The sequence below is a fragment of the Methylocystis sp. ATCC 49242 genome (assembly GCF_000188155.2).
Classification (GTDB): domain Bacteria; phylum Pseudomonadota; class Alphaproteobacteria; order Rhizobiales; family Beijerinckiaceae; genus Methylocystis.
In genome coordinates this window covers 93,515-113,532 of the sequence record NZ_KE124774.1, presented here as the reverse complement: position 1 = coordinate 113,532, position 20,018 = coordinate 93,515, and the positions used below count along the sequence as shown (strand labels likewise).

Genomic DNA, 20,018 nt, shown 5'->3' with positions numbered 1-20,018 from the left:
ACACGGCGTCGCATAGTGAGCGCGACAGCCGCCGTGACTCAGCGGAGATGCGTCACGACCGCTGAAACGACCGGCGCGCCGGCGGCAAGCGCGAGCAGGACGATCGACCATTTTCGGCCGCTCGCGACGTTGGCGCCGAGTGAAGCAATCTCGCGGCTGCGACGAACAAAATATTTCACGCGGTTTCGCGTGGCGGTCGCTATTCGCAGACGACGCGCAAGCGCCTCCGTACGGTAGGCTTGCGGCGACAGCGCGAGGACACTGCGCAGGATCGGCTCCTCCTGCCGCCACACGGCCGCCTGTGCGATTTCAGTCTGCGCGAAGGAATCGAGGCGCTTTATTTCATCGTTCTCGCCGATATGTGCGGCGGTATGCGCGTCGAGCATGAGGCCCGGTGAGAAATGCGCATAGGTCTGGTCATAGGCCGCCTTGAACGCATAAACGACGCCCTGCGACTCGAGGTCGAGCGCCATTGCGATGGGCCGGCCATCCAGCGTTAGTGAGCGAATTCGCGCGCTCGGCGCGTGATCTGCGCCGCTGAAGGCCTCCTGCGCGAAATCCCGGGTCGCCTGCCGACACAGAAGCGCCGTTCCCGCCTTCCCCTTCCAGCTGTCGCGCTCCATTTGCAAGAAAGCCTGAAACGCCTCGCGCCCGCCGGGCTCATCGACGAAAAGGCTGCGGAATTCTACGGCTCCAATTTCCTGCAGACGACGCAAACGTCGCTCGCCACTCGAGCGCCGGCTCTTGCTCACATAGTTGCGCGCATAAAAATCGCCGCCTTTCCCCGCTTCTGGCTCCACCGCAGGACGGCTCCAGCGCTCGACGCGCGACAGCGCCAACCCCTCACGCCGCGCCGCCTCGTCCAGCGCGGCGTAGAACCCGCGCTTTTCTGTCAGGAAGGGAAAGAGCAGCGAACCGTGCCCCGCGCGCGCGAGATAACGCACCGCCTCGCCCAGCACCGCAAGAGCGTCGTCCCGCCGTATGAGCGGATGGGTAAGCGACGTGAATGGATTGACGAAAAGGCTAAGCGCGCGGCCGGGAAAGCCGTTGCGCCAGCCGCGCTCCTCCAAGGGAAACACGCCGGCAAGCGCTCCGCCACGCGCACAGTCACGCACAATGAGAAGTGGAATCGGACGCCCCGCGCGCAAATGCCTTTCAGCCGCGACGAGCACATTTGAACAATAGACAGGATTGGGTTCGACCGCCTCGTCGGCGAGCTTTCGCCACGCCGCTTTTTCGCGCGCGAGCTCTCCGGCCGTCGTCCAGCCGCATTCATAGCGCGCTGGGGCGAAGGCGCCCTCTGGACTCTGAACGGAGTGAAGATAAGTCATGGCGGCGGCGGCGGTTTATTGCCAAGCTTATGAAAAATGTCTGAAGACAAACTTAAGGTTGCAGCTACACCATCGTCCGCTCCCGCGCGAGCGAGGCGCGGCGACGGCTATCAATAGAGAGCGGGAAGAGAGGTTTCGGCCTCTCCTCCCCCTGCTGCATTTGGGTCAACAAGACGACCGCGAAATCGCCGCCCGGTCGTTGAGCAATTCACTTCCGGGCTTTTGCGGTCGCCGCGTCGGATTCATTGAACGCGCCGTAGCGGGCCCGATAGGTCCGGGAAGTTCGAGCTGTTCAACACCTGAACGCCCGCGTTATGCGTCCCGTTGAACGGCGTCACAGTCGTCGGACAGCCCGCCCTCGCCGCATCCGTTGGGCTGTTGAACCAGATCCCGACATGGAACGTATGCAGCGGAGCCATGACCGGATTTGTCGCGGCGTCTCCCGCGTGAACGACCGGCGCCGGCGCGGCCCCCGGCGCAACAATGAAGGTCTCGATATTGAAGCGACCCTCGAAATCGCCGACCGCGCGGCCGTTGGCGTCGGTTTGCAAATCGCCCTGATACCAGGACATCCCGAAGGGCGGCTTGGGAACCTGAGTGATGAACAAATCCAGGGCGGTGTTCGCCGGAAGGCCCCAAACCTCGACATGCATGGTCTCTTTCGGCGGCGTCGGCGCAATGGTGACGCGCGCGGCGGCGTTTGGCGCGCAGGTCGCCTGCGTGCTCGAGCGAACGAGGTTGAAAATGAAATTGTTGGCGGCGAGGCTTGGCGTCGCAATCATCGTCGCCAGCGTGGCGGCGAGCGTTGCTGCAAGAATTTGTTTCATGATTACCCCCTCCAATTGAAATCGCGGCGTTTCGCCGCGGCGTCTACAATAGGATATTTTCCGAAATTGCCCAGCTTTGGATCCTGTAACGGCCCTTGTTGCGGCGTCCACGAGCGTTGGGGGCGCACTTTCCATGAAGCGCGTTTATCAACCCGCCTCCGCGGCGCCGGAAGTTGCAACCAGCCAGAATTATTGTGCTGAACACGCGCGCGACGGGGCAATGCGCGCCAACGCCGCAAATGGGGCTTCGCCACGCAGGAACGCCGCGCTCATGTCGCGAATCGGCGACGGCGCATCATGTTCCAAAGGATACTGTTATGGAGCCAATTTTCCCGGTCTTGCGCAACGCCGCCGGGCGCGCGTTACTTCTTGTCGCCCTTGCCCTTCGCGTCGCCGTCGTCCGTCGCTGCGGCCTCCAGCGCCGCCGGGAGCTTTATGCCCGTCGCGAGCTGGGCGCCGAGCGCAATGGCGCGCGCCTCGGTGAGGCGCAGCGCGCAATAGCCGAATTCCGACTCTTTCGCATAGGAGCGGCAGACCTCCTCACGCCAGGAGGAGAAACCCGCCTGCTCGCGCACGACGAAGTTCCGGATCTCTTTCTCTTTCTTGTTGCGGTCGTAAAGCGCGCGGAAATTGCCGCGGACGGTCTTTTCGACGCGGGCCCGGGCACCGAGCATCTCGGGCGCCTTCTTGGGATCGAATTCCGTTTCCGCCATACCCCACAGGCCGCTGGGGTCGGCGCGACAGTCGGCGTCTTTGATCTCGCAGGCCTTGCCCTCATTGGTGACGAGAATGGCGCCGTCGAGCACGTCGAAGGTAAAAGGACAGGCGGGGAATTCGATCTGATAGCGGCGCAGCCCCGAACCGCTGTTGCGCTGGGTGAGCTTGAGCGGCATGCCGGCGACGTCGACGCGACACTCTTCGCTCGAGCGAGACAGCCGGTCGCCGGCGAGGGCGAGTTTCGTCACCTGCAGGTCCGCCCCGGCGCGCGCGAGTTCGATGGTGCTGCCTGCCCCGTCGAGCTTCAGGCTTTTGCCGACGATCGTGTCCTCGGAGGGCGCTTTCGGCATCACGGCGGGGCCGCGCGCCTCGCCCATTTCACCGCTGCTGACCCGCTTTTTCTTCGGCTTCGCCGCAGGCGAGGTCACCGTGCCTTCCGGCGTCGGCGCGACGGCCCCGGGCAAAGCGAGTTGCGCGCCGGCGGGCGAAGCAACGCCCACGATCGCAATGGCCATGGCTCCGCAACCCGCCCGACGCGCGACAACATTCCAGGAAGCCCACAGCGACATCGGCAAGGCCCAGCCCTTTCCACACCATGACCTCCCCGGCGCGCCGGCGGAGGCGGCGAAACGCTTTCAGCGCGGCGCCAGCACCATCACCATCTGCCGGCCTTCCATGGACGGCTCGAGCTCGACCTTCGCCAGATTCGCTGTCTCGGCTTTCACGCGCGTGAGAAGACGATAGCCGATGTCTTGATGCGCGATCTCGCGGCCGCGGAAGCGCAGCGTCACCTTGACCTTGTCGCCCTCCTCGAAGAAGCGGCGGACGGCCTTCATCTTCACATCGTAATCATGCTCGTCGATGCCGGGGCGCAGCTTGATTTCCTTTACCTCGACCACCTTCTGCTTCTTGCGCGCCTCGGCCGCCTTCTTTTGCTCGGCAAAGCGGAATCGGCCGTAGTCGAGAATCTTGCAGACGGGAGGCGTGGAATTCGGCGCAATCTCCACCAGATCGAGCCCGGCCGAATCGGCCATGGCCAGCGCATCGGGCAATTGAACGACGCCGTGATTTTTACCTTCGGAATCGATCAGCTGCACTTCTCGTGCACGAATTTCCCGGTTGATGCGCGGTCCCTCCTTCTGCGGAGCCGCGGTGCTCTTCATTGGACGGCGAATGGAACATCTCCTTCATGGGGCCGAAAAGGACGGCCGCTATGCCTAATATCACGCGGGAGCATAAACTTCCCGCCCCGGACGGATTCCGGATTAAAGAACAGATTCCCACGCTCTCGCGTCAAGTCAACTGCTTCATACGTGAATATACGCATTATTCACGCCAAACCATGAAACAAAGATAACGCATCCAGGCAAAGGCGGGAATGACCGCCCCTCTTTCGTCGCCGGAAAAGGGCCGCGATCAATCACAATCCGCCGGCGAGCGCCGGGCAACTCGGACAGAGCGCGCCGCCCGCCATGGCGGCGCAGGCGTCGCCGGCGTCCCCGCCAGCGGCGGGCTTGGCGATCCGGGAGAGCTGGCGCTCGACCCGCGCGCCGCCGCAGGAGGGGCAAGCGGGCGGCGCCTCGTCGATTCGGCTCAACGTCTCGAATTCGTGGCGGCAATCTTCGCAGCGATAGGCGTAAAGCGGCATGGCTCCTCGCAGGGAAACAGTAATTTTCATTCTCGTGCCTTCGAGGCCCGGACGCAAGCCGCATCGCTCCGGACAAGCGGCGCGCCGACGACGCCGGCCTGAAAAATCTTTGCGTCGGGGGAGCGGACGGCTTCGGCTGCGCTAATTTCTACTCACGATTCGCACCCCGGGGAGACAGAATGACCTATCACGCGCCGCTCGACGACATCCTCTTCGCGCTCCGAATCGCCGCCGGAGACGGCGCATTGGAGGCGGACGGCCTATACGCCGACCTTGCCGACGGCGTCGCCGAACAGACGCTCTCCGAGGCGGCGAAATTCGCGGAAGGGTCGCTCCATCCGCTCGACAGAATCGGCGACAAAGTCGGCGCGCGCTTCGCTGACGGCGTCGTGACCACTGCTTCCGGCTGGCGCGAGGCCTATGCGCTGTGGCGGGAAGGCGGCTGGAACGCGATCGCCGCCGATCCGGACCATGGCGGGCTCGGCCTCCCCGCCCTGCTCAACGCGTGCTGCACGGAAATCTGGAACGGGGCCAACATGGCCTTCGCGCTCTGTCCCCTGCTCGGCCATGGAGCAATCGACGCCATGGAGGCGCACGCCAGCGAGGCGCTGAAGGAAATCTATCTCGCCAGGATTGTCAGCGGCGAGTGGACTGCGACAATGAACCTGACCGAACCCCAGGCGGGCTCCGACCTCGCGCTTTTGCGCACACGCGCCGAACGCGCCGGCGACGGGACCTACCGCCTCTTCGGACAAAAGATTTTCATCACCTATGGCGAGCACGATCTCGCGGACAACATCGTGCATCTGGTGCTCGCGCGCCTTCCCGACGCGCCGCCCGGCACCAAAGGCATATCGCTTTTCCTCGCGCCGAAATTCCTGCCCGACGAAAATGGCGCCTTCACGCGGCGCAACGATCTTCGCTGCGGCGGCGTCGAGCACAAGCTCGGAATCCATGGCTCGCCGACCTGCACGATGATCTACGGCGATAACGGCGGCGCCGTCGCCTATCTCGTCGGCGAGGAGAACAAGGGCCTCGCCTGCATGTTCACCATGATGAACAACGCCCGGCTCGCCGTGGGCCTGCAGGGCGTCGCCCTTGCCGAGCGCTCGACGCAGCACGCGCTCGCCTGGGCGCGCGAACGCAAGCAGGGTCGCGCGCCCGGCGCCGTTCAGACGAGCGCCATCGTCGAACACCCCGACGTCGCGCGCATGCTGATGACGATGGCGGGCATGACCGCCGCCTCGCGCGCCATTTGCTACGAGACCGCCGCCGCCATCGACCGCGCGCGGCGTGAAAAGAATCCCGTGCGCGCCGCAGAGGCCGAGGAGCGCGCCAGCCTGCTGACGCCCGTCGCCAAGGCCTTCTCCACCGACATCGCCAATGAGGCGACCTCGCTTGGCGTGCAGGTCTTCGGCGGCATGGGCTATGTCGAGGAAACGGGCGCCGCGCAACTCATGCGCGACGCGCGCATCTGCGGCATTTACGAGGGGACGAACGGCATTCAGGCGATCGACCTCGTGACGCGCAAACTGCCGCTCTCGCAGGGCGCGGCGCTGGCGCGCGAAATCGGTGACATGCGCGCGATCGCCAGCGGCGGCGAATATGCGGCGGTTGGGGAAGCGGTCGAGGCGCTGGCGCAGGCGAGCGACTTCATCACGCGGGCCGACCCCGTCGCCGCTCTCGCGGGAGCGACGCCTTACCTGCGCCTTTTCGCGCTCGCGCGCGGCGCGACTCTGCTCGTGAAAGGCGCGAATGTCGCGCGCAAGGAGGGCGAGGCTTCGGCCGAACGCCGAATGGCGCTGGCGCGGTTTTTTGCGGAGAACATCGCCGTCGCGGCGCCGGGGCTGACGAGGAGCGTCATCAATGGGGCCGGGTCTGTGAACGACGCGATTGGAGTGATGAAATAGAGGAGCGCGTGCGTGCCTTCAGGCTCGAATGAATTTCCGAAGCGACTCTTGTTGCGCGGCGCTCGTGTGCAAGCCCAATTTCGAGCGGCGCCACAAGACGTCGTCTGCCGTGCGCGCCCATTCGTTTTCGACGAGATAGCGAATTTCCGCCTCCGTCAGCCCGCCGCCGAAATCGCGTCCGAGATCGGCCATCGACGCCGCATCCTTCAGGAAGCGATAAACTCGCGTCCCGTAGGCGCGCGCGAGACGCAGCGCGACATCGTTCTCGAGAAACGGCTTCTCCCGCTTCAATCCGGCGAGGAAGGCGTCGAACTCCATGTCGCCGCCGGGAACGACGGCGCCGGCCGTCCATGGCTCGCCATGCGCGGGGAGGTAGGCGCGCAAATCATCCAGCGCATGTTCGGCGAGCCGGCGCGCGGTGGTGATCTTTCCGCCGAAGATCGACAACGCCGGCGCGGCGTCGTCCGGCGCGTCGAGATCGAAGGCGTAATCGCGCGTCACAACTGACGCCTTCAGCGAGCCATCGTCGTATAGCGGCCGCAGGCCCGCGTAGCTCCAGACGATGTCGCCGCGCGAGACCGCCGCGCGCAGGAAATGATTGACGGAGTCGAGCAGGTAATCCGTTTCGGCGTCGCTGATTGCGACCTCACCGGGCGCGGCGTCATGAACGACATCCGTCGTGCCGATCAGCGTGAACGCGCGCTCGTAGGGAATGGCGAAGACGATGCGCCCGTCGGGATTTTGCAGAATATAGGCGTGCTCGCCGTCATAAAGCTGGCGTGTGACGAGATGCGAGCCCTTCACCAGCCGCACATGCTTGCGCGAACGAACGTGCAGCGCCTCCTCGATCACCTGGCTGACCCATGGCCCCGCGGCGTTCACCAGCGCGCGCGCTGAGATCTCCTCGCCGTCAGCGAGCGTCGCAATCCAGAGGTTGTCACGGCGCACGGCCTGCGTCAGTCGCGCGCCCACCGTGATCGTCGCGCCACGCTCCTTCGCGTCGAGCGCATTGAGCACGACGAGACGAGAGTCCTCCACCCAGCAATCGGCGTAAGTGAAACCGACATTATAGGTCTCGCGCAAGGGCGCGCCGAGCGCATTGCCCTTCAGCGACACCATATGCGAACCCTCGAGGCGCTTGCGCCGCGCGAGATGGTCGTAAAGGAAGAGGCCGAGCCGCAGCATCCAGACGGGGCGCAGGCCCTTCTCGTGCGGCAGGACGAATTTCAGCGGCCAGATGATGTGCGGCGCGGCGGCGAGCAGCAATTCGCGCTCGGCCAGCGCCTCATGCACGAGGCGAAACTCATAGAGCTCCAGATAGCGCAGCCCGCCATGGATGAGTTTCGTGGAGGCGGACGACGTGCCGCTCGCGAGATCGTTCTGCTCGACGAGCCGCACGGAAAGGCCGCGCCCCGCCGCATCACGCGCGATGGCGCAGCCGTTGATTCCGCCGCCGACAATGAGAAGATCATAAATCATGGCCGCCCCCGACGAATCGACGCGGCCATGAATATAGCGTCATCCTTGCGGACGGCCGCCCTGCGGGCGATTGCCGCCGCCATGTGCGCGGCGCTTCTGGCCGCTGGCCGGACCCGCCGGGCGTTGCCCCGAAGGACGCTGCCCGTCGCGCGGCTGGCCCTCGCGGCGCGGATGCTTCTGCCCGTTCCGCCCGCCGCCATTGCCCTTGGGCGCGCCGCCTCTCGGCCCGCGGCGCACGGGTGTGGAGTCGTCATTGCGCGCATGGGCGCTGCGGCGATCGGTGAAGGCGAGCGTCTGGCGCGTCAGCTTCTCGATCTGGCGGAGCAACTGGCGTTCGCCATTGTCACATAGCGAAATGGCGCGGCCCGAAGCCCCGGCGCGGGCCGTTCGGCCGATACGGTGCACATAGGCCTCCGGCGTCTCCGGCAGTTCGTAGTTGACGACATGCGTCACGCCGTCGACGTCGATGCCGCGCGCGGCGATGTCGGTGGCGACCAGCACGCGTGTGCGGCCCTTGCGGAACGCGTCGAGCGCGCGGATGCGCTGGCTCTGGCTCTTGTTGCCGTGGATCGCCTCGGCTCCAACGCCCGCCGCGTCGAGATGCTCCGCCACGCGGTCGGCGCCACGCTTGGTGCGGGTGAAGACGATGGCGCGGGAGACGTCGGCGTCGTTCATCAATTCAATCAGCATGTCGCGCTTGGCGCCGCCGTCGACGAGGAACACATGCTGGGCCACGCGCTCGGCCGTCGTCGCCACCGGCGTCACTGACACCTGCGCCGGGTTCTGAAGCATGTCCTCCGCGAGCCCCGCGATCTCCTTCGGCATGGTCGCGGAAAAGAGGAGCGTCTGGCGCTTCTTGGGGAGCTTGGCGACAATCTGGCGGATCGGCACGATGAAGCCGAGGTCCAGCATGTGGTCGGCTTCGTCGAGGACCAGAACCTCAGTCGCCGCGAGCTTCAGCTTGCCGCTGGCGATATGATCGAGCAGACGGCCGGGCGTCGCGACCAGAACGTCGAGGCCGCGCGCCAGCATGTCGATCTGCGGACGGTGCGACACGCCGCCGACGATGACGCCGACGCTCGGGCGCATGAATTGGCCATAGGCCCGGAAGCTGTCGGCGATCTGCGCCGCAAGTTCGCGGGTCGGCGCCAGCACCAGCGTGCGCGCCGTGAAGGGCGCGGGCCGGCGGCGGTCGGCGGCGAGCCGGTTGAGGATCGGGAGAGCGAAGGCCGCCGTCTTGCCGGTGCCGGTCTGCGCAATGCCGAGAAGGTCGCGGCCTTCCATCAGATACGGAATGGCCTGAGCCTGAATGGAGGTGGGCGTTTCATAGCCTTCGCGATCGAGGGCGCGAAGAAGAATCTCGGCGAGACCGAGATCGGAAAATTTTGTCACTTAGCGTCTTTCATGTGTGACCGCGCGCCGTCGCCAGGAATTGGCGCGGACGGACCGGTTACGGAGAAATGGGAGACTTGCCCCGCGTATCGGGCCGTCGATTGTGCGATAAGGGAGGCTCGACAGCTGGTCGGATCACCCGTGGCGGGCGATGTCCGATCTACGCGGCTGGAGCGCCTCATGCTGCGGCGCAGCAGGGAGTTGCATACAGGAAGCGTTCCCAAAGGTCAATTTAATTGACACGCGTCCCGGGCCGACGGCGCGCTTGCCGACAAACATGCGCAAACGCGTCGTCACCCGCCAGGGCGGAGCCCGCCCCCGACCCTCCGTCAATTTCTTGGACAACTGGGGACTTCTTTCCAAGGGGCGCCTCTTTCCAAGGGGCGCCTCCTGTCGATGACGGCGGCAAATGTCGCGCAGTTCCACCCGACACGCCGGATCGGCGCAGAAGCCTGGTGGGATCGCCCACCGGTAACATTTTACGTGGAACCAACGCCAAAGGTTGCGCGTTAGCCTGCTGCAGAAAAAACAGAAAGAGCGGTCCATGCAGGCAGGAATCACCGACCGGCCATCCCGTCTTCTCTCAGTCGCGATAGCTACATTCGGTCTGGCGGCGATCTTCGCGAGCGCCCCTATCGAATCGAACGCCCAGTCGGCCTTCTTCAATACCACGCGAGTGTTGAAGCGTCTGGGAAACGAATGCGGCGTTCGGCCCTGTCAGGTCGTGGCGCAGCGCCAGGAGAGAATTGCGGCCGGCCAGGTGAAGTTGCTGAACTACAAATGCCCGCCGCGCGCCCCGCACCTTGTCGGCTGGGATACCGAGCAACACGAGCACATACAGATTCAGGCCCTGCAAAAAGTTCAGGCCGATCCCCCATACCATCACTTTCCTCAACCGAGCGACGAACGGCTTTTCTTTGCTGCGCAAAACCAGGGGCCGGCGGTTGGCGCCGTAACCGTTTTTCTGGGCTGCTCGTCGAGGAATGTGTCGCCTGTCAGCATGATGGAGCAACGCGGCGGCCTTCCGTCGAAAACTGGCCAGTTAGGGAGGCCGTAAAATGGTTCGTATTGACACGACGGCACTGCCCTGCGGGATCCTCCTTGTCGCTTTACTCGTCAGTCCCACCGAGGCGACGGCCGGCGCCTGCCCTGTCGATCACTGGGGCAACCCGATGGTCCCGAATTGCCAGGAACAACAGATGGGGCCAGTCCATTATGGCGGCTGGGACACCAAGGGATGGGCTTATTATTGCACGGGAGACCACCCTTATTTCTGGGGCCTGGCCAATCCCGGGACCTTGTTCAACTACAATAAAAATAACAATTGTTTTTCGGTAAGTGAAAATCTCTTCGCGGAGACCACGCCGAACAAATTCGACGCCACCTTCACCAACTGGTGCTTCAAGGGCGAAGACATCACGATCACCCTTGGCTGCTCCAGCGTCCCGCAACCGGGGGCCGGCAGTTGCAGCAAGATCGTCGGCGGCGCCGTCAAGGATCCCGGCTGCGCGCAGTCGAACGTCCGCAATTACTGCCTGCCCGGACCGCAGCCGGTGTGCGTCCAGGAGTTCAACGAAACCTGTAGCAACGGCACGAAATACACCTGTACGATCGATCAGCTCGTGACCTGGTGCTTCCAATGTCAGTGACCCGCTATCAGTAACAAGAGACCCACCCTTGTCGGGTGGGTCGAAGAACAGGAATTGCGCATCGGCGACGCAGTTTTTCGACCTGTTGCAGATAGAAACGATCGTCAATCGCAGTCCTTGAAAGCGGACTCCCTGCATTTCTTCGCCATCGCCTCCGCCTTGACGATCTCTTCCGGCGTCAGCGTCTTCGACGACATCTCGCGGATCGTTTTCCGGTCGCTCTCGCTCATGGACGGAGACTCCGTCGCAAGACGCGTCCACATATGGCCTCGCAGGAGATCCTTATCGACGCCCTGCCCGGCGACATACATCGTTCCGAGGTTAAGTTGCGCGTCCGCGTCGCCCTGCGCCGCCGCGAGACGAAGCCATTTCACGGCCTCCTTGTAATCCTGCGCGACGCCATTGCCGTCGTAATACATGCTCGCAATGTTCAGCTGCGCCGCCGCCAGTCCCTGACTCGCCGCTTTCAGGGTCCATTTCATGGCTTCCTTGTAGTCCTGCGCTACGAACTGTCCGTCGAGATACATCGCGCCGAGATTGAATTGCGCCGAGGCGACCCCCTGCTCAGCCGCGAGGCGCGTCCATTTCACGGCCTCCTTCGGATCGGTCGGCACGCCCTTTCCCGCCATGTAGATCGCGCCGAGCTCCGCTTGCGCCCTGGCGTTCCCCTTTTCCGCAAGCGGCTTCAGCAATTTCAGCGCGGCCGCGTGGTCGCCACGCCGCGCGGCCGCGGTTGCATCGTCATAGTCATCCGCCTGCGCCATGCCGATTGCGCAACCGAGCGCGAAAAAGAGCGTCAGCGTCTGGATGAGCTTCATTGTCACAGCCTTTACAAAACGAAGAGAGCGCCCCCGGCCGGGCCGGGAGCGCCATGGTTCACGCGGATGCGGCGCAGCCGATCAGTAGTTCCACTGAAGCTGCATACGCATCAGGTCCGCCTGGAACTGACGGTAAGGCGCAGCTTGGACGTTCGTGCGATCCATATGGGAGTAGATCGCCGTGAACTCGAGCTCCGGCAGGGGCTGATATTCGACGCCGACGTCCCATTCATTGACTCGCATCAGCGGAGCATTGTTCTCGAACTTGGCGCCGCCATTATAATATTGCCACTTCACGAAGGGGAACCAGGTGCCCGTCCCGAACTCCTTGTCCTCATATTTGTAGGTGGCTTCGACATAGCCGCCGTTGAGCGTCCGCTTCGTGATCGCGGTCTGGGTTTCGTTCAGCTGCGGCCCGACGCCCCAGTTCCATTCCGCCCTGATGCCGAACGGCTGCGGATAGATCACACCGGTGACGGCGACGCGAGAGTCCTGAATGCCGGTGCCGCCGTTCGCGACGACGGGCCCCCAGCCGTTCCTCGCTCCCCAGGAGCTGAGGTTGTAATTGCCGAGATTATTCCAGCCCGAACCATCGACATAGGGCGTAAAGCCCGAACCGATGTCCGCGAGGGGCGAACCGCTCGGGATAAAGCCTGCCCAGTTCGTTCCCATGCCGAGAGACGGACGGATGCCGGTCGTATAGGGCACGAATTTGCCGGTGTAGCCCTGAACGCTGGCTTCGACGATCTGGCCGTTTTCGAAGACGTAAGGATAAGTGAAGCGCGCGACGAGATGGGTGTTTTTGTTGAGCTCGATGCGATTTGCGCCCTGACCGTTGTAGACGCCGAAGCCAACCATGCCGTAGTCGCCGGAGCCCTTCAGGTTGTTCTTCACGAGATCCCGGAAGAGATGACGCATTTCCTTGGGCGTGTAGTAGAAGAACAGACCGAGGTCGCGCTCGTCCTTGCAGCAGCTGTTGATTGCGTCGGCGCGGTCGAGCGCGAGGCGGTTCTGCGACGACTGCATGTTTTCGAAGCCGTAGGGGATCTTCGACTGGCCGGCGCGGACGCGGAATTCCTTGTCCTTGTCAAAATAGATGTCCGCATAAAGGTCGCGGATCTGACCGAAATTGCCCGGCGCGGAGCTGTAGTTGCCCTGCTGGTTCCAGCCCGGATAGGCGAAGAGACCGAACGGCTGATTGTAATAATAATAGACCTGCTGCGCGGCAAAGTTGCCGGGAGGATTGAAGGTCGGAGAGTTCGAGAAAGTGCCCGACGGCGAGCTCGCGAAGTCGTTCTGGAAATAGAGGTAGAGATGCTCGGAGACGTCGCCGCTCAGGATGATGCGGGCGCGGCGGATGAAGAAATTCTGGCGCGGGCCGACCGACTTGTCGCCGGGCGTGGAGATGTCGTTGTAAAACGGCCCGCCGCTCAGAATGTCGTTGTATCGCATCTGCGAATAGCCGCGAAGGCTGAGGCGGTCGTACCAGTGCTGCAGCGATTGGGTCGGGTCCGGCGCCGAACCGCCCGAATAACGGCCGCGCGTCGCCTGGGCGACCGCTGCCGCCGCAGCGGCCTTCTCCTGCGCCTTCGCCTCCCGCCTCGCGCGCGCTTCCTCGGCTTCCAGCTTCAACAGGCGCGCCTTCAGCGCACGGATTTCAGAGGCGGTGTCAGCGGCGGCGGGGGTCGCCGCAGTCGCCGAGAACAGCCCAAACGCCCCGATAGCGAGCGCGAAATGTGCAACTCCAAGCCTCATGTTTTTTTGACTCCGTTAAACCTCGGGAGCGAGAGAAACAGACGCTGGATGACAGACGCGTGACAGTTTTTGCCTCGGATAGATTATGACTGCCGATCGGCGGCGCATGTGGCGCCAAGGACACAGTTTCTCTTCTATACCTCTGATTCGGGTGGCATTTCAGCAACAGAAATCATGTTTTTCGCGCCCGATATGCATAAACAAAGGCGATCTCCGATTGTAATTCCGCCTCCGCTTGCCGGCCGCGCGGGTTCCCTGTTACTCGGAAAGCTCCACCATTCGTCGGAAGGCAGACATATGAACTTTGCGCCGAAGCGCCCGCGCGAAGCGGCGTTCGTCTTCATCCTCATCACCGTTGCGCTGGACATGCTGGCGCTCGGCGTGATGATCCCCGTCCTGCCGAAGCTCATCGCCGAGTTCGAGGGCGGCGACTTGCGCTCGGCGGCGACGGTCACCGGCGTCTTCGGCTTCTCCTGGGCGCTGATGCAGTTCCTCTTCCAGCCCGTGCTCGGCGCACTCTCGGACCGCTACGGCCGGCGCCCCGTGGTGCTGCTGTCGAATCTCGGGCTCGGCCTCGATTATATCTTCATGGCGCTGGCGCCCTCGCTCGGCTTCCTCTTCCTCGGCCGGCTCATTTCGGGAATAACCGCCGCAAGCGTGGCGACCGCCAACGCCTACATCACCGACATCACGCCGCCAGAGAAACGCGCCGGCCGTTTCGGCCTGATCGGCGCGGCATTCGGCGTCGGCTTCATTCTTGGACCGGCGATCGGCGGGGTTCTCGGCGATTATGGCTTGCGCCTGCCCTTCTGGGCCGCGGCGGCTTTCAGTCTCGCGAATGCGCTCTATGGCTTTTTCATCCTGCCGGAGTCGCTGGCGCCCGAAAAGCGCACGCCGAAGATCGTCTGGCGCAGCGCCAATGTGCTCGGTTCGCTCCATTTCCTGCGCAGCCAGCCGGCGCTAGCGATGATCGCGGGCGCCCTGTTCCTCTCCTATCTCGCGCATGAGTCGCTGCCGGCGCTCTTCGTGCTCTACACCCAGTATCGCTACAATTGGGATCCCGGCACGACCGGCTGGGCGCTGGCGATCGTGGGCGTTTCGCAGACCGTGGTCTCCGGGGGCCTGGTGCGTCCCGCCGTCGCGCGTCTGGGCGAAAAGAAGACGCTCGCCATTGCGCTCGTCAGCGGCGCGCTGGGATTCGCGGCCTACGCCTTCGCGCCGACGGGCGCGATCTTCATGGCTGCGCCCCCGCTGATCGCCATGTGGGGCATGGCGAACCCGTCCTTTCAGGGTCTCGCGACGCGCTTCGCCGGCGCCTCCGAGCAAGGGCGTCTGCAAGGCGCGCTCGGCAGCCTGCGCGGCGTTTCCGGAATGGTGGGGCCGCTGTTCTTCACGCAAATTTTCGCGGGGTCGATCTATTTCGGCGCCTTCCCCGGCGCCGGCTATTTCATCGCCGCGCTGCTCCTCGTCGCCAGCCTGATGATCGCGCGGGCGGCGATAAAGCGGTCGACCGTTCAGGCTCCGTAACCGGGCGCGCGCAGCCGCACGACGGAGACGCCGCCACCGCGTCGCTCGACGCAGATCTTCGTCGCGATCCGCTGGTGCATTGATTCGACATGGCTGATGACGCCGACCTTGCGTCCCTGCCCTTGCAGATTCTCCAGCGCGTCGACGGCGACGTCGAGCGTCGCCGAATCCAGCGCGCCGAATCCTTCGTCGATGAAGAGCGTGTCGACGAAGGAGTCGCGCCCCTCCAGCCCCGCCAGCGCCAACGCCAGGGCGAGCGACGCCAGAAAGCGCTCTCCGCCCGAGAGCGAGCGCGTGGAGCGGCGCTCGTCGCCAAGATCCCGGTCGACGATCTGCAACCCGAGGGCGCCAACGTCGCCCGAACGCTCCAGCGCGTAACGCGGAGCAAGCAGCGCGAGGCGCTGGTTGGCGAGCGCGACGAGTTGCTCCAGAGTCACGCTTTGGGCAAAGCGGCGGAACTTGTCGCCCGTCGCCGAGCCGATCGCTTCATTGATTTCATCCCAAAGCCTGCGCGTCGTCCGCGCCGCCTCGATTTCATTCCAAAGCGCCTGCGCCTGGGCGCGCGCCTTGTCGTCCTGCGTCAGCTTCTCCTGCAATACGCCCAGTCGGGTCGCGAGCGCGTCGAGTTGCTGCGCGAGCGCCGCCTCATGCGCGGCAAGTTCTTCGCGCGGCGTCTCCGGCGGCCCGGCGGCTTGCGCTTCCTCGACATCCTTGCGCCTTGCGGCGACAGCGGCCTGCGAGTTGGCGAGGGCTTGCAGCGCAGCCTCGACCTCGCCTCGCATCGCCGCGGTCTGCTCCGGCGTGAGCGCGAGCAATGACGCGGCTGCCGGCGCATCGAAACCCGTCTGTTCGAGCGCTCGGGCGAAGGCCGTGCGCGCTTTCGAAAGCGCGGCTTCCGCAGCCACGACATCGTCACCGCAACGCCCATTGCGCTCGTCGCACGCCGCTTTCGTCTTGCCGGCCTCGGTCATGGCCTCACGCGCAGTCTCGCGCGCCGCTACGGCCGAACGATTGCGGTCCTCGCAGCGCGCCCGATGAGCCGCCGTCTCCTCGCCGCCGAGGAGCTGTGCGCGTTCGGCCCGCATCGCGGCGAGATCATGCCGGCGCTCCTCATGCGCAATCCTGGCTTCGGCCTCGCTCGCCGCCGCCCCGCGCGCTTCGGCCTCCAGAGTCGCCGCGCGCAAGGCGAGAGTTGACGACTTCGCCGCCAAAACCTCGAGCGCGTCCTTCGCCGCACGGTAATGCGCGCCGGCTTTTTCCAGTCGCCCTCGCGCGCCGGCGAAATCGCGGTCGAGATCGACGCTTGCGAGATCGCAAAGCTTCAGGAAGGGCGCGAGCGAGCGATCGAGAGACTCGATGCGTTCGCCATGGCCGGAGATTGCAGATTCAAACCGCGCGCGCTCTTCCCCGGCGTTTCGGGCGAGCGCGACGGCAGCATCGCGATCGACGCGGCGCGCCTCGATAGCATTGCGCTTCTCGTCATATTGCGCGCGCAGCCGATCCAGCTCGCCGCGCAGGCGACGCGCCGCGGTGAGCTTCTGCGCGATCTCTTCGCGTTCGGCCGACGTTTTTTCGATGAGCGCGACAAGCTGCGACAACGCGCCCTCTATCGATGACGGCGCCGCGTCATGCGGCTGCCGGGCGAGAAGCGCGCCGTAATCCTGCTCCGCGCGCACCGCCGCGGCCTCCGCCTCCGCATGACGGCGCGCGGCGTCGCCATGAAGCGCGCGCGCCTTCGCCTCCTGCGCCGAGGCCGCCGCAATTTCCGCATCCGTCTGCGTCAACGCACGCCGCGCGGCGTCGCGCCGCGCGCGCAATTCCGCAACGAGTTTCTGCGCCGCATCCTGCGCCTGCGCGAATGGATGCTCCAGCCCGCCGCAAACGGGGCATGGCGCGCCAACCTCCAGCGCCGCACGCAAGCGCAGCGCATGTTGATCGGCGGCCGCGTCGGCGAGCTCGCCAAGTCGCGCGGCCTCCTCGCTCTGCTTCGCGTTCGCATCCCGCGTCTGGCGCAAGTTTTCCAATTGTTGCGCGAGCGCTTCCGTCTCCTGCGAAAAGCGCGCGACCTCCACGCCTGAGGCGGCCGCCTGCGCCCTTGCCCGGTCATGCTCGCGCGCGCAACCGCTCAACGCCTGCAGCAGATCATGCGCGCGCGTGAGCGCTTCCGCGCGCTGCTGCGCGTCGGCCTCGTCGAGCGCGCCGAGCGCCGCGCCGCGCTCGGCCAGTTGCGCGAACAGCGCATCGCGCGCGGCGCAGTCGGCCTCGTCCGCGGCGTCGAAAGCGGCGCGCATTTCCTCGCTGCGTTTCAGTTCCGAAAGCGCGGCACGCAGTCGTTCGCCTGCGACAGTTTTTGCTTTGGCGATTTCGGCGCGTTTGCCGAGCCATTCGTCGATCTCGCTCCAGCGCTCGCTCAGCGCCTGCGCGGATGCGAAGCGCGCGAATTCGGCGTCCGCCTTTTCTCTCTCGCGCTCGGTTTCCGCCTTTTGTGCAAGAATCCTGGCCGCCTCGTCCTGCTTCTCTTTTGCGCGCGCGGCCGCTTCCTGTGCGAGACGACGCGCCTTCTCTTCCTCTTGCGCAAGCGCGGCGATGCGTAAATCGAGTTCGCTCGCCTGCGCCCATATTGGCGAGAGCCGCTCGATTTCCGCTTCAATCAGAGCAAGCGCCTCGCCGGCGGCGCGCTCGCGCGCCTGCGCGTCGTCGAGCGCCTGCTGCGCCTGATGCGCCTGCGCAAGGGCGCGCGCCGCTTCCTCGCGCTTTTCTGCGAGCGCTTTCGCAGCGCGCTCGACATCGTCGCGCGGCGCGCGCAAGGGCTCGGCGCGCGCAAGATCGGCGAGCGTGGCGCGCTGCGGCCCCACCGCCTCATACGCCGCGGCGGCCGCAGCGCAATCGCTTTCGGCCTGCGCGAGCTTCGCCAGCGCCTGCGCGAGCACGTCGTGGCGGCGCAGCGCTGCGTTGGTCGCTTCGCGCTCCGTAGCGAGCGCAGCGCGCTGCTCCGTCACGCGCTCCGCTTCTTCGGCTGTCGCCGCGCGCTCCTCCTCCGGCATGACGCCGATGTCGGCGCGGCGCTGCTCAAGCGTCGCGAGCTGCTGCTGCGCCTCCCGCGCGAAATCGAAGGCGCGCTTCGAGAGGCGCCCATAGATTTCAGCGCCGGTGATTTTTTCGAGAAGCTCGGCCCGCTCCTTGGCGTCGGCGCGCAGAAAGGCGTCGAAATCGCCCTGAGCGAGAAGCGCCGTGCGGCGGAACTGATCGAATGTGAGATCCGTGAGTTCGACGATGCGGCGATTGACGGGCTCGACGCCGGATTCGAGCGTCGCGACGACAGCGCCGTCTTCGTCGATGCGCCACAGGCTACGTCCGCGATTTTGCAAAGCGCCGCTTGCCTTGTTGCGCGCGCGCCGCAGTTCACAACGCGCGCGGTAACGGAGTCCGTCGCGCGCTACGAAGTCCACTTCGGCATGACCGCGGCCTGCGCCGCGCCGCAGAATGTTTCCGGGGTCCTTCGCCAGAATGGCGTCTCCGGAGGCGTCGAGAACGCGCTCCTTGGGATTGTGGGAGCCCGCGCGAGGAAAATCGTCGTACAGGGCGAGACAAAGCGCGTCGAGGATCGTCGACTTTCCCGCGCCGGTCTCGCCGGTGATCGCAAAAAGTCCCGCGGAACGAAGCGGCTCCTGCTCCAGTTCGATCGAAAATCTTTCGCCGAGGCTCGCGAGATTTTCGCCCCTGATCGCAAGGATTCGCAACTACGACTCCTGCGAGAGGCGCTCGAAGCAGCGCAGATGCTCGGTCGATGGCGCGACGCCATGCGCGCGTTCGAAAGCCTCGCGGAACAGTTCGAGCGGCTGACGCTCGGCGAGACGCACGGGAGCGGCCTGCGGCGACGCCTGATATTGAGGACGCTCGACGCTGAGCGACACGAGACGGATCGGGAATTTCTCGCAGATCGCGTCGATCTCCGCTTTCAGCCCGACGGCGGGAGCGTCGACCTTCACGGCGAGGTGAACGAAGGGCCGCAAGTCCGGCGCGGATTGCGTATCCACATCGAGCGCCACGAGCACGCCTTCGATTTCCCCCGGCGACAACGCCCCTCTGGTGGGAATGCGCAGATGCGCGACGGCGCGGGCGAAGGAGACATGTTCGATTTTCGCGCCGCCCGCGTCGTCGATGTCGACGATGCTGACGCCATGGTCATAGTCGATTTCGGTCTTCGACATCGGGATGAGCGAACCCGAATAGCGGATTGTATCGCGGCCGACGGCTTGCGGGCGGTGCAGATGGCCGAGCGCCACATAGGCGACGTCGGTGGGAAAAATCTCCGGCGGCGCGGCATGTTCGCCGCCGACGAGAATGCGCCGCTCGGCTCCTTCGGATTCCAGCCCGCCCGCGATGTGCAGGTGCCCGGTAAGGATCAGGGGCGCATCGCCAATCTGCGCACGCGCGGCGGCGACGGCCTCACGATAAAGCTCCCGCACGCCCCAGACGACGGGCGAGCCCGTGACCTCCGGCCCCGCGAGCGGAAGGTCGGCCGCGCGCGGATAGGGCAGCGCAAGGAGATGCGCGCCGACGCGGCCCGTGGCGTCCATGATCGGCGAAAGATGGGCCGCGAGATCGAGCGCCCGCTCGCGTCGGTCGACGACGCCGACCGAGGCGACGCCGGCAATCTCGAAAAGGGCGCGCGGCGCCTCCAGTCGGCCGGCGGGGTCGTGGTTTCCGGCGACCAGGACGATCGCCGCGCGGGGACAGGCGGCGCGCAGGTCGCGCAGCGTGTCGTATAAAAGTCGCTGGGCCTCGGCGGAGGGGTTGAGGCTGTCGAAAATATCGCCGGCGACGACTATCGCGTCGACCGCGCGATCTCTGGCGACGGCGACGAGCTGCGCCAGCGCGGCGCGGTGCTCGGTCTCGCGCGGCCAGCCTTGCAGCGCAGCGCCCAGGTGCCAGTCGGCGGTGTGGAGAAGTCGAATCACGTTG

General features: G+C 65.2%; 15 protein-coding genes. 4 read left to right on the top strand and 11 right to left on the bottom strand.

The features are described from left to right. Nucleotides 1–38: 38 nt before the first annotated feature. From MET49242_RS23110 to MET49242_RS02425, 5 genes are all read right to left on the bottom strand, one after another. Nucleotides 39–1,331: a GNAT family N-acetyltransferase gene (locus tag MET49242_RS23110; RefSeq protein WP_051133948.1), complete on the bottom strand. Its 1,293-nt coding sequence runs from the start codon at nt 1,329–1,331 to the stop codon at nt 39–41. Nucleotides 1,332–1,573: 242 nt separating this feature from the next. Then, nucleotides 1,574–2,158 (bottom strand): hypothetical protein, encoded by a 585-nt coding sequence (locus MET49242_RS02440; protein ID WP_144259436.1) that lies wholly within the window; start codon nt 2,156–2,158, stop codon nt 1,574–1,576. A gap of 362 nt (nt 2,159–2,520) precedes the next feature. Continuing rightward, nucleotides 2,521–3,390: a hypothetical protein gene (locus MET49242_RS02435; protein ID WP_144259435.1), complete on the bottom strand. Its 870-nt coding sequence runs from the start codon at nt 3,388–3,390 to the stop codon at nt 2,521–2,523. 120 nt (nt 3,391–3,510) lie between these two features. Next, a complete protein-coding gene (gene infC, locus MET49242_RS02430; RefSeq protein WP_036280380.1) occupies nt 3,511–4,038 on the bottom strand; it encodes a translation initiation factor IF-3 in 528 nt (175 codons plus the stop codon). Nucleotides 4,039–4,295: 257 nt separating this feature from the next. Continuing rightward, nucleotides 4,296–4,553, bottom strand: a complete 258-nt coding sequence (locus MET49242_RS02425) for a zinc ribbon domain-containing protein (RefSeq protein ID WP_244430660.1) — start codon at nt 4,551–4,553, stop codon at nt 4,296–4,298. A gap of 149 nt (nt 4,554–4,702) precedes the next feature. On the opposite strand from MET49242_RS02425, the gene MET49242_RS02420 reads away from it, so the two are divergent. Then, nucleotides 4,703–6,433, top strand: a complete 1,731-nt coding sequence (locus tag MET49242_RS02420; protein ID WP_036280375.1) for an acyl-CoA dehydrogenase — start codon at nt 4,703–4,705, stop codon at nt 6,431–6,433. 18 nt (nt 6,434–6,451) lie between these two features. On the opposite strand, the gene glpD is transcribed toward MET49242_RS02420, so the two are convergent. Then, nucleotides 6,452–7,912 carry a glycerol-3-phosphate dehydrogenase gene (gene glpD / locus MET49242_RS02415; protein ID WP_036280374.1) on the bottom strand — a complete coding sequence of 487 codons (1,461 nt, stop codon included), beginning with the start codon at nt 7,910–7,912 and terminating at the stop codon, nt 6,452–6,454. A gap of 39 nt (nt 7,913–7,951) precedes the next feature. Beyond that, on the bottom strand, nt 7,952–9,304 hold the full coding sequence (locus MET49242_RS02410) for a DEAD/DEAH box helicase (RefSeq protein ID WP_036280372.1): 1,353 nt from the start codon (nt 9,302–9,304) through the stop codon (nt 7,952–7,954). Between the two features lie 544 nt (nt 9,305–9,848). Here MET49242_RS02410 and MET49242_RS02405 point away from each other — a divergent pair. Both MET49242_RS02405 and MET49242_RS02400 read left to right on the top strand, forming a co-directional pair. Further along, nucleotides 9,849–10,361: a hypothetical protein gene (locus MET49242_RS02405; RefSeq protein WP_144259434.1), complete on the top strand. Its 513-nt coding sequence runs from the start codon at nt 9,849–9,851 to the stop codon at nt 10,359–10,361. Between the two features lies 1 nt (nt 10,362). Next, entirely contained in the window at nt 10,363–10,953 is a 591-nt protein-coding gene (locus MET49242_RS02400; RefSeq protein ID WP_144259433.1) for a hypothetical protein, read from the top strand. A 104-nt stretch (nt 10,954–11,057) separates the two neighbouring features. Here the strand turns inward: MET49242_RS02400 and MET49242_RS02395 are convergent, their stop codons facing one another. Together MET49242_RS02395 and MET49242_RS02390 are read right to left on the bottom strand one after the other, a co-directional pair. Beyond that, nucleotides 11,058–11,771, bottom strand: coding sequence for a tetratricopeptide repeat protein (locus tag MET49242_RS02395; protein ID WP_036280362.1), 714 nt, complete (start codon nt 11,769–11,771; stop codon nt 11,058–11,060). Between the two features lie 81 nt (nt 11,772–11,852). Next, complete coding sequence (locus tag MET49242_RS02390; RefSeq protein WP_036280359.1) at nt 11,853–13,526, bottom strand: porin; 1,674 nt, start codon at nt 13,524–13,526, stop codon at nt 11,853–11,855. A 297-nt stretch (nt 13,527–13,823) separates the two neighbouring features. Between MET49242_RS02390 and MET49242_RS02385 the strand changes: the two genes are divergently transcribed. Beyond that, complete coding sequence (locus tag MET49242_RS02385) at nt 13,824–15,053, top strand: TCR/Tet family MFS transporter (protein WP_036280356.1); 1,230 nt, start codon at nt 13,824–13,826, stop codon at nt 15,051–15,053. On the opposite strand, the gene MET49242_RS02380 is transcribed toward MET49242_RS02385, so the two are convergent. Together MET49242_RS02380 and MET49242_RS02375 are read right to left on the bottom strand one after the other, a co-directional pair. After that, nucleotides 15,041–18,793, bottom strand: a complete 3,753-nt coding sequence (locus tag MET49242_RS02380; protein WP_036280353.1) for an AAA family ATPase — start codon at nt 18,791–18,793, stop codon at nt 15,041–15,043. The two genes, MET49242_RS02385 and MET49242_RS02380, sit on opposite strands and share 13 nt — an antisense overlap. Beyond that, nucleotides 18,794–20,014, bottom strand: a complete 1,221-nt coding sequence (locus tag MET49242_RS02375; RefSeq protein WP_036286606.1) for an exonuclease SbcCD subunit D — start codon at nt 20,012–20,014, stop codon at nt 18,794–18,796. Between the last annotated feature and the right edge of the window lie 4 nt (nt 20,015–20,018).